Below are 12516 nucleotides of genomic sequence, written 5' to 3'. Positions count from 1 at the left end.
TGTGCGCAGTTTGCCGACTTTTTGTTCTGCATAAAAGATTTTTATTTTAAAGCCTAACATTAGTTAGGTATTCAAGGGATTTCCCCTACTCTGACAGGCCTGGTTCATGTTGCAACGTGTTCCACGATGGTCCCCCGTGCGATCAGGACGTCAATGGTGGCAGCGCCGTAGCCGTGTTCAATGAGCAGTTCGCGCGTGTGCTGGCCGAAGCGCGGCGCCATCGTGCGGGCTTGGCCGGGCGTGCGCGACAGTTTGACCGGGATGCCAATGCCTTGAACCCCCTCCACCTGCACCACCATGTCCCGATGCAGGGTGTGGGGGTCGGTCAGTACCTGCGGAATGGTCCTGACGGCGCCGGCTGGAATGCCGGCGGCCAGCAACTCGCGGCACAGCCACTCGCCATCAACCTGCAGCAGATATGCCTCCAGCAGGGCGCGCAGCGCGTCGCGCTCACGGAATCGGTCGGCGTTGGTGGCAAAGCGCGGCTCATCGGCCATGTCGGGACGGCCGAGGAACTCGCACAGCTTCTTCCACTGTCCGTTGTTGCCGATCCCCAGAAACACCTCGCAGGTCTGGGTCAGAAACTTGTCGTAAGGCGCGATGTTGGAATGCGCATTGCCGCTGAGCTTGGGTGTCTGGCCCGACTGCAACCAGTTGGCGCTTTGCGGGTGCAGCAGCGACACGGCGGTGTCGTACAGTGTGGCCTCGACGAATTGCCCGCGCCCGGAGCGCTGGCGTTCGATCACCGCCAGCAGCACGCCGATCACGGCCGACAGGCCGGTGGTGATGTCGACCACCGGCACCCCGACCCGCAGCGGGCCGGTGTCGGGCGTGCCGTTGACGCTCATCAGGCCGCCCAGCGCCTGCGCCACCGCGTCGTAGCCCGGTGCGCCGCCCAGCGGCCCGTCGGCGCCGAAGCCGCTGACGCGGCAGTGGATCAGGCGCGGAAAGCGTTCGCGCAAGCTCTGTTCATAGCCGATGCCCCAGCGCTCCAGCGTGCCGATCTTGAAGTTCTCGATCAGCACGTCGGCGTCTTCCAGCAGCTTGAGCACGATCTCGCGCCCTTCGGGCCTGGACAGGTCGATGGCGATGTCGCGCTTGTTGCGGTTCAGGCCGTTGTAGTAGGCCGCGGTGCCATCGTCGGCAAAGGGCGGGCCCCAGGCGCGGGTTTCGTCACCTGCGGGCGGTTCGACCTTGATGACGCGCGCGCCGTGGTCGGCCAGGATCTGACCGCAGTACGGCCCGCCGAGCACGCGCGACAGGTCGATCACCTTCAGGCCGGCCAGCGCGCCGAAGATGGGGCGGGGAGAACTTGTGCTCATGGACACCTGTCAGTACGAGCGCGGCAGGCCCATCACATGCTCGGCGATGTGGTTGAGCACCATTTCACGGTTCAGCGGCGCGGTGCGCAGCAGTCGCACCAGGCCGTACAGATCGTAGATTCCGTATTCCTTGGTGAAGCCGTTGCCGCCGAAGCACTGGATCGCGCTGTCGACGGCGTGAATGCCGGCTTCGGCGGCAGCGTACTTGGCCATGTTGGCAAATTCGCCGGCGGGCAGGCCCTGGTCGAAAGCCCAGGCGGCCTTGAGCGCCATCAGCGAAGCCATTTCGATTTCGCTGCGCGCCATGGCCAGCGGATGCTGCACGCCCTGGTAGGCGCCGATGGGCGTGTTGTTGAACACCTTGCGATCATTGGCGTAGTCAACCGCGCGCTTGAGCGCGAAGCGGCCGACGCCGGTGCACAGCCCCGACAGGATGATGCGCTCCGGGTTGAGGGTGTCGAACAGAATGTTGAAGCCCTTGCCGACCTCGCCCAGCACGTCGGCTTCGGTGAGTTCCACGTCGTCGAAGAACACCTGCCACTGCGTTTCTGGCACCGGGAAGGCAATCGGAATCAAGGTCTTGCTGATGCCCTTCTTCTTCATGTCGACCATGAAGATGGTGAAGCCGTCGGTCTTCTTCTTCACGTCGGCGCGCGCCGTGGTGCGCGTCACGACCATGGCGTAGTCGGCGCAGTTGGCGTCGGTGATGAAGACCTTCTGGCCGTTGAGCTTGAAGCCGCCCTTGCCGTCGGACTTGGCGATGCTGGTGATCTCGATCGAGTTCGAGCCGGCGTTGGGCTCGGTGATGGCGAAGCAGAACTTGATCTCGCCGGTGCAGCCGCCCGGCAGAAAGCGGCGCTTCATGTCCTCGCTGGCGTGCTTGGCCAGCAGGCCCATGGTCATGGTCGGCCCGACCACCAGGTTCAGCAGCGGAATGCCGTTGTTGGCCAGGCCCTCCATGAACAGCAGCATTTCGGTCATGCCCTGGCCGGCACCGCCATAGGCCTCGGGCACCATGATGCCAAGAAAACCGTCGTCAGTGATCTGCTGGTACAGCTCGACCGGACGTTCGTTCTTCTCGGCGTAGCCTCGCCAGTAGTTGTGATCGAACTGCTTCGAGATACGGTCGCCGTACTCGTAGATCATCCGTTGTTCCTGGGTCAGGTTGAAATCCATGGGGGACTCTTTCTTTACAGTTGGGCGGAAGGGAACTTGGGCGCGCGTTTCTCGCGCACCGATGCCACGCCTTCCTTGGCGTCCTCGCCCAGGAAACACAGCATCTCCATGGCCAGCGAGCTCTCGAAGATCGGGCGCGCCACGTTCATCCAACCGTTCAAGGAACGTTTGGTGAAGCGGATCGCCTGCTGGCTACCCATGGCCAGTTTGTTGGCCACTGCCATCGCCTTGTCCATCAGCTCGGCGCGCGGCACGCACAGGCTGACCAGGCCGATGCGCTCGGCTTCCTTGCCGTTGACGAACTCGGCCGTCAGCAGGTAGTACTTGGCCTTGGCCATGCCGCACAGCAGCGGCCACAGGATGGCGGCGTGGTCGCCGGCGGCGACACCGATCTTGACGTGACCATCGGTGATCTTGGCCTCCTCGGCCATGATGCTGATGTCAGCCAGGAAGGCGACTGCAAGACCGGCGCCCACGGCCACGCCGTTGATGGCCGAGATGATGGGCTTGTCGCAGGCCATCATGTTGTAGACCACGTCCGACGCCTCGGTCATGGTGTTGGCGATTTCCTTGGGGTTGCCGACCATGTTGGCAACCCACTCCAGATCGCCGCCGGCCGAAAAGGCCTGATCGCCAGCGCCGGTAATGACGGCAACTTTGGTCTTGGGATCGTCGTTGACGACGCCCCAGACCTTGGTCAGCTCCCAATGCAGGCGGGCATTGGTGGCGTTCATCACCTCGGGGCGGTTGATGGTGATCAGCAGCACGCCATTGGGTTTGTTGTCGAACTTGAGGAATTGAAAGTCAGCGTAGTTCATCTTGAGGCTCCTTGAAAAAAATAGAAAATGAAAATGAAAGGCAATGGACGGTCAGCGCAGCTCGGCGCGTCCGTTGTTCAGCACGAGGATGTCGCGTTCGACGGCGCGGGCGCGAAACGACACGACCTTGCCGTCGACCCAAAGCTCGGTGCGTATCGTCTCGCCGGGATAAACCGGTGACGAGAAGCGCACGTCAAGCGATTGCATGGCGGCCGGGTCGCCGCCGCACACCTGCTTGACGACGGCCCAGCCCGCGATGCCGTAGGTGGCCAGGCCGTGCAGGATGGGCCGCTTGAAGCCGGCGGCGCTTGCCACCGCGGGTTCGGCATGCAGCGGGTTGTAGTCGCCCGAGAGCCGGTAGATCAGCGCAGCGCGCGGCTGGGTGGCGAAATCGACACTGTGGTCAGCCGCGCGCGTGGGCAGTTCATGCACAGTTTTGACCGGGCCGGCTGGGCCGCCAAAGCCGCCGTCGGCGCGGCAGAAGGTGGTGGAATTCAACGTGGCCAGCAACTCGCCGCTGGCGGCGTCAGTCACCGTGCGCTCGGTGTAGATCAGCGCGCCCTTGCCCGGCCCTTTGTCGATGATCTGGCTCACCCGCGTGCGCCCGATCACCTCGCCCTCGGGCGGCAAGGGCTGGTGCAGGCGCAAGCCCTGCTCGCCATGCACCAGACGCACCCAGTCGACGCCGGTGGCCGGGTCCTTGAGCCACATGCCGGGGTAGCCCAGCACCACCGGCAGCGTGGGCAGCGCCAGCAGGTTTTTCTCGTAGACGAAGCGCAGCTCGGTCTCGTTGGTCGGGTCGGTGCCCAGGCCGACGCCGAGCGCATAGAGCATGGTGCCCTGCTGCGTGTAGCGATGGTGCACGTCCTCGAACGGCCATGCCATCAGTTGCTCGTAGTTGATCGCCATGGTGCTAGACGCCGCACTTCGCCGGGCCGCCCCAAGAAGGGCGAAGCCCCCTCGGGGGGCAGTGCAGCGGCAAAGCCGCAAACGTGGGGGCGCGCATCTCAGACCGGGTCCCAGGAGAACACGATGTTCGAGCTCTCCAGCGGATAGAAGTTCTGCTTCATCGCGGGCAGCACGCGCTCGGCGATGGTCTCGGGCGTCCAACCTTCGCTGGTGTGCATGCCGCGGATCGGGCGCGACTGGCTCATGAGGAAAATCTCGTTGCCGCGCACGGCGAAGATCTGGGCCGTGACGTCTGCCGCGGCATCGCTGGCCAGGAAGGTGGCCATCGGCGCAATCTGTTCGGTGCCGAGTTTTTTCAGCTTTTCCACGCGCGCCTGCTGCTCGGGGGTGTCGGTCGGGATCGCGCCGATCATGCGGCTCCAGGCGAACGGCGAGATGCAGTTGGAGCGCACGTTGTAGCGCTGCATGTCGCCGGCGATGTGGCGTGACATGGCCACGACGCCCAGCTTGGCGGCGGCGTAGTTGGCCTGGCCCAGGTTGCCGATCAGGCCCGAGGTGGAGGTCATGTGCACGTAGGCGCCCGATTTTTGTGTCTTGAAATGCGGGGCGGCCGCGCGCGAGGTGAAGAAGCTGCCGTTGAGGTGCACGTCGATGACGGCGCTCCACTCCTCGGGCGACATGTTGAAGAACAGCCGGTCGCGCAGAATGCCGGCATTGTTGACGACGATGTCGATGCGGCCGAAGGTGTCGGCCGCGCACTCGATGATGCGGTTGGCCGTGGGCCAGGTCGAGACGCTGTCGGTGCTGAGAACGGCCTGGCCGCCAGCAGCCTTGATCTCGTTGACCACCTGCTGGCCGGGGCTGGCGTCGCTGCCTTCGCCGCCGACCGAGGCGCCGATGTCGTTGACCACCACCTTGGCGCCTTGCGCCGCCATCATCAGTGCGATGTCGCGGCCGATGCCCCGGCCTGCGCCGGTGACCACGGCCACCTTGTCTTGCAGCATGATGCCTTTGTTCATGAATGACTCCTGTTCGTTAAGTAAAAAAATCAGACGGTGGCGGCCGTGCCCAGCAGGGCCGTCACCTGGCTTGAGAGAACGCCGCCGTTGCCATGACACAGGGCGATCTCCGCGCCCGGCACCTGGCGTTCCCCGGCCTCGGCGCGCAGTTGCTGCACCGCCTCGATCAGCAGGAACATGCCGTACATGCCGGGGTGGCAGCACGACAGGCCACCACCATTGGTATTGACCGGCAACACGCCGCCCGGCGCGATGCGCCCGTTGCGCACAAAAGCGCCGCCTTCGCCCTTGGCGCAAAAGCCCAGGTCTTCGAGGAATAGCAGCGTGTTGATGGTGAAGGCGTCGTACAGCTCCAGCACGTCCACATCCTTCGGGGTCAGACCGGCCATGGCAAAGGCGCGCGGCCCCGACTCGGCGGCGGCGGTCACGGTCAGGTCGGGCATGGAGCCGATCTGGCGGTGCCAGGTGGCCGCGGCCGCGCCCAGCACGTAGACCGGCGGCTTGGGAAAGTCTTTCGCCCGATCGCTGCGCACCAGCACCAGGGCGCCGCCGCCGTCGGTGACCAGGCAGCAATCGAGTACCGAGAGCGGGTCGCTCACCAGACGCGAAGCCAGCACCTGCTCGATGCTGAGCGGATCGCGTGCGTAGGCCAGCGGATTGAGTTGCGCCCACTGGCGCGCCGCCACCGCGATGTGCGCCAGGTCTTCGCGCGTGCTGCCGTACTGGTGCATGTGGCGCGCTGCCGCCAGGGCGTAGCTGGAGATCGGGTAGCGCGGCTCGTAGGGCGCTTCGTACAAGGGCGTTTCGGCCATCGACTTGAGCTTGCCGAAGCCCGAACCCTGGTTGCTGCCGTAGCAAATCAGCGCCACCTCGCACTGGTCGGTGTGCAGGGCCATGGCGGCGGTGAGCAGGTGGCTGACGTAGGACGAGCCGCCGACCATGGTGGCTTCGCAGAATTTGGGCTTGAGCCCCAAGTACTCCGCCACCGACAGGCCGGCGAGGAAGTGGTAGGACGAACCGGTGAACAGGCCATCGACATCGGACAGCTTCAGGCCCGCATCGGCCAGCGCGCCGTGCACCGCTTCGCCCAGGATTTCGAGCGCGCTGCGCCCCGGCGCCATGGGCACGCCGCCCAGGCTGGCGCCGACGATGGCGGCGGCGCCGCGCAGGGGGGAGACGGCGCTCATGGTGTGGTGCCCTCGGGGATGAAGACCAGTAACTTGCCCTTGATGGGGTCGTCGATCACGCGGGCCTGCACGCGCATGCCGATGCGCACCTGGTCGGGTGCCACGCCATCGATGCGCGACATCAGCCGCGGCCCTTCGGCCAGGTCCACCAGCGCGACGTTGTAGTCGCCGCCGGACTCGGGTTTTCGGCGCACCGTGGTGCTGGAGTAGACGCAAGCCGCGCCGCTGGGAGCCACCCAGTCAAGCTGGGCCGAGCCGCAATGCGGACACAGCGTGCGTGGGTAAAACACATGCTGGTGGCAGGCGCTGCAATGCTGAATCTGAAAGCGGCCTTGCGCCAACGCCTGCGCGAACAGCGCGTCCGGGCCGGGGCCTTCAAAAACAGGATGGCGCACGCCGCTCATGAAGGTAACTTCAGCACGCTGGCGGCCAGGATGTTGCGCTGCACTTCGTTGCTGCCGCCGTAGATGGTGGCCGGGCGCGCGTTGTAGAAGGTGGTCAGCGCATCGGTCTTGCCGCCGGGCAGGGCGGTGGAGCCGGGCGTGCCGCCACTCGAGCCCATGACATCGACCAGCAGGTCGGCCAGGCGCGAATAGGTTTCGGTGCCGAACAGCTTGAGCATGGAGACATCGGGGCCGAGGGTTTCGCCGCGTTTGACTTGGTCAATGAAGCGGCCATAGAGCGCGCCCAGGTCGGCCACGTCCAGCGCCAGTTTGGTGTAGCGGTCGACAAAACCGGTGTCTTCGAACAGGCCGAGCCGCTGCCCGGCTTCCCGCACGCGCGCCAGCGCGTACTGGCTTTGCTTGGGGCTGCCCAGGAAGATGCGCTCGAAGCCGAGCAGTGCCTTGGCGATGGTCCAGCCCTTGTTCAACTCGCCCACGATGCTGGCGCGCGGCACGCGCACGTTTTCTAGGAAGACCTCGCAGAAGTCCTCGCTGCCCGCGATGTTGCGGATGGGGCGCACCGTGATGCCCGGTGTCTTCATGTCGGCCAGCAGGAAGCTGATGCCCTCCTGCTTCTTGGCTGATTTGTCGGTGCGCACCAGCAGGAAGATGTGGGTGGCGTCCTGCGCCAGCGTGGTCCAGGTCTTTTGTCCGTTGACGATGAAATCGTCGCCGTCAACCACCGCTTCGGTGCGCAGGCTGGCCAGGTCGGAACCCGAATTGGGCTCGGAGTAACCCTGGCACCAGATGTGCTCACCGGCGATGATCTTGGGCAGGTAGTAGGCGCGCTGGGCGTCGTTGCCGTGGTTGATCAGCAGCGGGCCGACCATGGTGATGCCCATGTCGGGCGCGCGCGCCACGCCCCAGCGCTCCTGCTCTTCGATGAAGATGATGAGTTTTTCGGGCGAGAGTCCCATGCCGCCGTACTGCGTGGGCCAGCTCGGCGCGACCCAGCCTTTTTCCGAAAGCTTCAGGTACCACGGTCCGATTTCGGACCAGCGCAGGCGCCGCTGCGGGTAGCGCCATTCGCTGGGGAAATGTTTTTCAAAAAATTCGCGCAGGGTAGCGCGAAAGCTGGCGTTGTCCAGTGCATTCCAGTCGGTGGTGGTGGAGGCGGTGGTGTTCATGCGTGTTCCTGCGCGGTGGCGTTTTGGGTGAGGTCGGCGTAGCGGCGGCGCTGCTGGCTGCCGTTGCCCAGCCAGGCGGACAGCACCAGGGCGCGCTGCAGGTACAGACCGAGGTCGTATTCATCGGTGACGCCGATGGCGCCGTGCAGTTGCACCGCTTCGCGCGCGACCTGCAGCCCGGCGTCCGATGCGCGTGACTTGACGCGGCTGGCCATGGCCGAGCGCGCGCTGGAGTTGCTGTCCGGGTCATCGAGCAGGGCTAGGGCCTGCGCCACCACGCTGGCGGTCAGTTCCTGCTGAATCAACAGGTCGACGGCGCGGTGCTGCAGCGACTGGAAGCTGCCGATCGGCTTGCCGAACTGGACCCGCGTGCACAGGTAGTTCTGCGTCATGGACAGCATGCCGCGCACCAGGGCCAGCAGTTCAACGCTGGCCAATACCAGGGTTTCATCGTAAGCGCGGGTCAGCGCGGCGACGGCATGGGCCCCTTCGGCCAGCAGGTGGCTGGCGGGCAGGCGAACGCTGTTCAAATCAAGCTGGGCGGCATAGCTGCCGTCGGCCAGCGGCTGGCTGCTCACGGTCAGGCCGGCCGTGTCGGCGGGCACCCACACCAGGGCCAGGCCGCCCGGTCCCGTGGCGCTGACGATGTAGCCGTCGGCGCCGGCGCCGGGGCGCACATGGCGCTTGCTGCCATTGAGCAGCAGGGCGTCGGCCTGGCGCTCCAGCCGGGTGGCTGCCTGATCCGTCCGGTCTTTGGCGCCGGTGATGTCTTCCTGCCAGGCCACGGCGGGCAGGGTGCGGCCTTCGGCCACCTCGGTGAGCAGGCGGGTGGCGATGTCGGTGCTGCCCGCATGGGCCAGCAGGCGGCCGGCGAAGACCAGCACCGGCACCACGGGTTCGGGCGCAACCTGAGAGGCGAGTGCGGCGACCACCTCGGCCATTTCGGTGAAGCCTTGCTCGTAGCCGCCCAGGGTTTCGGGGACCAGCAGCCCCGTCCAGCCCTGCTCGGCCAGGGCGGCCCAGAAGCGGCGCTCAAAGCCCGGCGTCTGCTGGCGCAGGGCGCGGGCGCGGGTCAGGGGCGATTCCTTGGTGGCGAAACTGAGTGCGCTTTCGCGCAGCAGGGTCAGTTGTTCAGCGCGTTCGCTGTCGTGGGTGGTGGTCATGATGGGGTGGGTGCTGTCATGGTTAAAGAAAGGTATTGACGAGGGCATGGCTGGCCTCAGCGGGAAGAAAATGGGTCATGGGTTCGTGAGTGTCAATAGGATTTGGGCAGGCCCAGCACCTTCTCGGCGATGAAACACAGGATGAGTTGCGGGCTGATCGGCGCGACGCGCGGAATCATCATTTCGCGCAGGTAACGCTCGACGTGGTATTCCTTGGCGTAGCCATAGCCACCGAGCGTCGCCATGGCGCGCTGGCAGGCGTTGAAACCGGCCTCGGCCGCCATGTATTTGGCGGCATTGGCATCGGCACCGCAGGGCAGGCCGTTGTCGTATTTCCAGGCCGCGCGCATCGCCATCATCTCGGCGGCCTCCAGTTCCATCCACGATTGCGCCAGCGGATGCTGGATGGCCTGGTTCTTGCCAATGGGGCGGTCAAAGACCACGCGCTCGCTGGCGTACTTGACGGCCACCTCCAGCGCCTTGCGGCCCAGGCCGATCGCTTCACCGGCGATCAGCACCCGCTCCGGGTTCATGCCATGCAGGATGTATTCAAAGCCGCGGCCCTCGTCGCCGATGCGGTCCTCCACCGGCACCCGCAGGCCGTCGATGAAGAGTTCGTTCGAGTCGACTGCTTTGCGTCCCATCTTCTCGATTTCGCGCACCTGCACAAAACGGCGGTCGAGGTCGGTGTAGAACAGACTCAGGCCGAAGGTCGGTTTCTGGCAGTCCTCAATTGGCGTGGTGCGCGCCAAAATCAGCATCTTTTCGGCCACCTGGGCGGTCGAGATCCAGACCTTCTGGCCGGACAGCACATAGTGGTCGCCGACCCGTTCGGCGCGGGTTTTCAAGCGGGTGGTGTTCAGGCCGGTGTTGGGCTCGGTGACGGCGAAGCAGGCCTTTTCGCGGCCCGCGATCAGCGGCGGCAGCATGTGGCGTTTCTGCGCTTCGGTGCCAAACGCGGCCACCGGCTGCAGGCCGAAAATGTTCATGTGCACGGCCGATGCGCCCGACAGTCCGGCACCCGACTGCGAGATGGCCTGCATCATCACGGTCGCTTCACTGATGCCCAGTCCGCCGCCGCCATACTCCTGCGGCAGGCAAATGCCCAGCCAGCCGCCGTCAGCCAGGGCGCGGTGCAGCTCGTGCGGAAAGCCGCCAACCTTGTCGCGTTCGAGCCAGTAGCTGTCGTCGAAGCGGGCGCAGATTTTGCCGATGGCTTCGCGGATGGTTTCGTGTTCCGGGTTGGGGGTGAAATCCATGGGGGTGTTCCAGTGGGGTCAGAGGGCCAAACCGAGGCGTGTGCCCTGGTCAATGGCGCGCAGGGCGTCGAGTTCGGCGGCCAGATCGGCGCCGCCGATGATCTCGGGTGCGAGGCCGAGCGCGCGCAATTCGGCAGCCAGCGTGTTCTCGCTGTCCTGGCCGGCGCACAGGACGATGGTGTCCACCACCAGTGTTTGCGGCACGCCGTTGACGCTCAGGTGCAGACCGGTGTCGTCGATGCGTTCGTAGGTGCAGCCCGAAAGCGTGCGCAGGCCGCGCCGCGCCAGTTCGGCCTTGAGTGCCCAGCCGGTGCTCATGCCCAAGGTACGGCCGGGTTTCTCAGGTTTGCGCTGCAGCAAAGTGACTTCGCGCGCTGCGCTGACCGGCTGCGCCGGTTTGAGGCCGCCTGCGGCTGTGGGCGAGGTGTCGACCCCCCATTCGGCCTGAAACTGCGCGACCGTCTGCGGCCGGGCGGCATCGGCCGGGGATTCGTGCAGCAGAAACGTCGCCACGTCGAAGCCGATGCCGCCGGCGCCGATCACGGCCACCTTGTGGCCGGCCTGCACCCGGCCCGACAGCAGGTCGGCATAACTCACCACCTTGGGGTGGGGGATGCCCGGAATTTGCGGCAGGCGCGGGCGCACGCCGGTGGCGACCACGATGCGGTCGTAGTGGCCGGCAGCGAGCGATGGGGCATCCGCCCGTGTGTCCAGCTTGAGCGTCACGCCGTGCCGCGCCACGCCTTGTTTGAAATAGCGCAGCAGCTCGTTGAACTCCTGTTTGCCCGGCACGGCACGGGCCAGGTTCAACTGGCCGCCGATCTCGGGCCCGGCCTCGAACAGGGTGACGGCGTGGCCGCGCTCGGCAGCGCTCAGTGCGCAGGCCAGCCCGGCCGCGCCGGCGCCGATCACCGCCACCTTGCGCCGCGCCGCCGGTGGCGGCATGAGCGAAAACTCCAGCTCGCGCCCGGCGCGTGGATTGACCAGGCAGGTGGCAGGCCGGTCGGCGAAGATGTAGTCGAGACAGGCCTGGTTGCAGGCGATGCAGGTGTTGATCTCATCGGCGCGACCCTGCGCCGCCTTGCGCACGAAGTCGGCATCGGCCAGGAAGGGGCGCGCCATCGACACCATGTCGGCGTCGCCGCTGGCCAGGATATCTTCGGCCAGCGCCGGGGTGTTGATGCGGTTGGAGACGATGACCGGGATGGTGACCGCCTTTTTGATGCGGGCCGCGGCAAAGCGCCAGGCGGCGCGCGGCACCACGTAGGCAATGGTCGGGATGCGGGCTTCGTGCCAGCCGATGCCGGTGTTGATAATATCGGCGCCAGCGGCCTGCACCGCCTGCGCGAGTTGGGCGATTTCATCGGCCGGGGCGCCGTCTTCGACCAGATCGAGCGCCGACACCCGGAACATCAGCAGAAACTCTGGGCCCAGGCGTTCGCGTGTGCGCCGCACGATTTCTACCGGCAGGCGATGGCGATTCTCCACGCTGCCGCCAAATTCGTCGCTGCGCTTGTTGGTGCGCGTGACGGTGAACTGGTTGAGCAGGTAGCCCTCCGAGCCCATGATCTCGACGCCATCGAAGCCGGCGCGTTGCGCGAGTTCGGCGCAGCGCACGAAGTCCTCAATCGTTTGCCAGACTTCGGCCGTGCTCAAGGCGCGCGGCGCGCGCGGGTTGATGCGGGAGGGAATGTCGGAGGCGCCGACCGGCCTGGCGATTTTCGCGTAGCGGCCGGTGTGCAGGATTTGCAGAATGATCTTGCCGCCTTCGGCATGCACCGCCTGTGGGATCGGTTTGAGCGCATCGGCCTGCTCCGTCGTGACCAGCAGGGGCCCCGTTTCATCCAGCAAGCCATCCTGGCAAGGGGCATAGCCGCCGGTGACGATCAGGCCCGCACCACCGCGCGCCCGCTCGGCATAGAACAGGGACAGCCGGTCAACGGCGCAGTCCAGCGACTCCAGTCGCGTGTGCATGGAGCCCATCAGAGCCCGGTTGCCAAGGATGTGCGCGCCGACCTTCAGGGGAGACAGCAGTCGTGGAAAAGGGGCCATGGGCTCGTGGGGCATTCAGAAATTCTCCAGCATATCTAACT

The 12516-nt window shown here is 65.8% G+C and carries 11 protein-coding genes; all 11 read right to left on the bottom strand.

Features of this window, described 5'->3' with window-relative positions; all coding sequences use genetic code 11:
* Positions 1-104 precede the first annotated feature (104 nt).
* The 11 genes from C5P05_RS07265 to C5P05_RS07215 all read right to left on the bottom strand — a co-directional run bounded on the left by C5P05_RS07265 (position 105) and on the right by C5P05_RS07215 (position 12490).
* Positions 105-1322, bottom strand: coding sequence for a CaiB/BaiF CoA transferase family protein (locus tag C5P05_RS07265; protein ID WP_114969188.1), 1218 nt, complete (start codon positions 1320-1322; stop codon positions 105-107).
* Positions 1323-1331: 9 nt separating this feature from the next.
* Entirely contained in the window at positions 1332-2498 is a 1167-nt protein-coding gene (locus tag C5P05_RS07260; RefSeq protein WP_114969187.1) for an acyl-CoA dehydrogenase family protein, read from the bottom strand.
* 14 nt (positions 2499-2512) lie between these two features.
* Entirely contained in the window at positions 2513-3316 is an 804-nt protein-coding gene (locus tag C5P05_RS07255; RefSeq protein WP_114969186.1) for an enoyl-CoA hydratase/isomerase family protein, read from the bottom strand.
* 51 nt (positions 3317-3367) lie between these two features.
* Complete coding sequence (locus C5P05_RS07250) at positions 3368-4225, bottom strand: MaoC/PaaZ C-terminal domain-containing protein (RefSeq protein WP_114969185.1); 858 nt, start codon at positions 4223-4225, stop codon at positions 3368-3370.
* Positions 4226-4323: 98 nt separating this feature from the next.
* Positions 4324-5244, bottom strand: coding sequence for an SDR family oxidoreductase (locus C5P05_RS07245; protein ID WP_114969184.1), 921 nt, complete (start codon positions 5242-5244; stop codon positions 4324-4326).
* A gap of 29 nt (positions 5245-5273) precedes the next feature.
* The gene (locus C5P05_RS07240; protein ID WP_114969183.1) at positions 5274-6431 is read right to left on the bottom strand and encodes a thiolase; all 1158 of its coding nucleotides are present in this window, start codon (positions 6429-6431) and stop codon (positions 5274-5276) included.
* The gene (locus C5P05_RS07235) at positions 6428-6835 is read right to left on the bottom strand and encodes a Zn-ribbon domain-containing OB-fold protein (protein WP_114969182.1); all 408 of its coding nucleotides are present in this window, start codon (positions 6833-6835) and stop codon (positions 6428-6430) included. Before C5P05_RS07235 ends, C5P05_RS07240 begins: the two co-directional genes overlap by 4 nt.
* A complete protein-coding gene (locus tag C5P05_RS07230) occupies positions 6832-8001 on the bottom strand; it encodes an acyl-CoA dehydrogenase family protein (protein ID WP_114969181.1) in 1170 nt (389 codons plus the stop codon). The genes C5P05_RS07235 and C5P05_RS07230 overlap by 4 nt, the downstream gene beginning before the upstream one ends.
* The gene (locus C5P05_RS07225; protein WP_114969180.1) at positions 7998-9164 is read right to left on the bottom strand and encodes an acyl-CoA dehydrogenase family protein; all 1167 of its coding nucleotides are present in this window, start codon (positions 9162-9164) and stop codon (positions 7998-8000) included. Before C5P05_RS07225 ends, C5P05_RS07230 begins: the two co-directional genes overlap by 4 nt.
* A gap of 92 nt (positions 9165-9256) precedes the next feature.
* Positions 9257-10423 carry an acyl-CoA dehydrogenase family protein gene (locus tag C5P05_RS07220; RefSeq protein WP_114969179.1) on the bottom strand — a complete coding sequence of 389 codons (1167 nt, stop codon included), beginning with the start codon at positions 10421-10423 and terminating at the stop codon, positions 9257-9259.
* 18 nt (positions 10424-10441) lie between these two features.
* The gene (locus C5P05_RS07215; RefSeq protein WP_114969178.1) at positions 10442-12490 is read right to left on the bottom strand and encodes an NADPH-dependent 2,4-dienoyl-CoA reductase; all 2049 of its coding nucleotides are present in this window, start codon (positions 12488-12490) and stop codon (positions 10442-10444) included.
* Positions 12491-12516 lie beyond the last annotated feature (26 nt).

The organism is Rhodoferax ferrireducens (genome assembly GCF_003347515.1).
GTDB lineage: Bacteria > Pseudomonadota > Gammaproteobacteria > Burkholderiales > Burkholderiaceae_C > Rhodoferax.
This window is presented reverse-complemented; position numbering and strand designations above follow the sequence as displayed.

Bases quoted from the DNA above. Each gene is read 5' to 3' on its own strand.
- C5P05_RS07265 (WP_114969188.1), bottom strand. From the start codon at position 1,322: ATGAGCACAAGTTCTCCCCGCCCCATCTTCGGCGCGCTGGCCGGCCTG.
- C5P05_RS07260 (WP_114969187.1), bottom strand. From the start codon at position 2,498: ATGGATTTCAACCTGACCCAGGAACAACGGATGATCTACGAGTACGGC.
- C5P05_RS07255 (WP_114969186.1), bottom strand. From the start codon at position 3,316: ATGAACTACGCTGACTTTCAATTCCTCAAGTTCGACAACAAACCCAAT.
- C5P05_RS07250 (WP_114969185.1), bottom strand. From the start codon at position 4,225: ATGGCGATCAACTACGAGCAACTGATGGCATGGCCGTTCGAGGACGTG.
- C5P05_RS07245 (WP_114969184.1), bottom strand. From the start codon at position 5,244: ATGAACAAAGGCATCATGCTGCAAGACAAGGTGGCCGTGGTCACCGGC.
- C5P05_RS07240 (WP_114969183.1), bottom strand. From the start codon at position 6,431: ATGAGCGCCGTCTCCCCCCTGCGCGGCGCCGCCGCCATCGTCGGCGCC.
- C5P05_RS07235 (WP_114969182.1), bottom strand. From the start codon at position 6,835: ATGAGCGGCGTGCGCCATCCTGTTTTTGAAGGCCCCGGCCCGGACGCG.
- C5P05_RS07230 (WP_114969181.1), bottom strand. From the start codon at position 8,001: ATGAACACCACCGCCTCCACCACCACCGACTGGAATGCACTGGACAAC.
- C5P05_RS07225 (WP_114969180.1), bottom strand. From the start codon at position 9,164: ATGACCACCACCCACGACAGCGAACGCGCTGAACAACTGACCCTGCTG.
- C5P05_RS07220 (WP_114969179.1), bottom strand. From the start codon at position 10,423: ATGGATTTCACCCCCAACCCGGAACACGAAACCATCCGCGAAGCCATC.
- C5P05_RS07215 (WP_114969178.1), bottom strand. From the start codon at position 12,490: ATGCCCCACGAGCCCATGGCCCCTTTTCCACGACTGCTGTCTCCCCTG.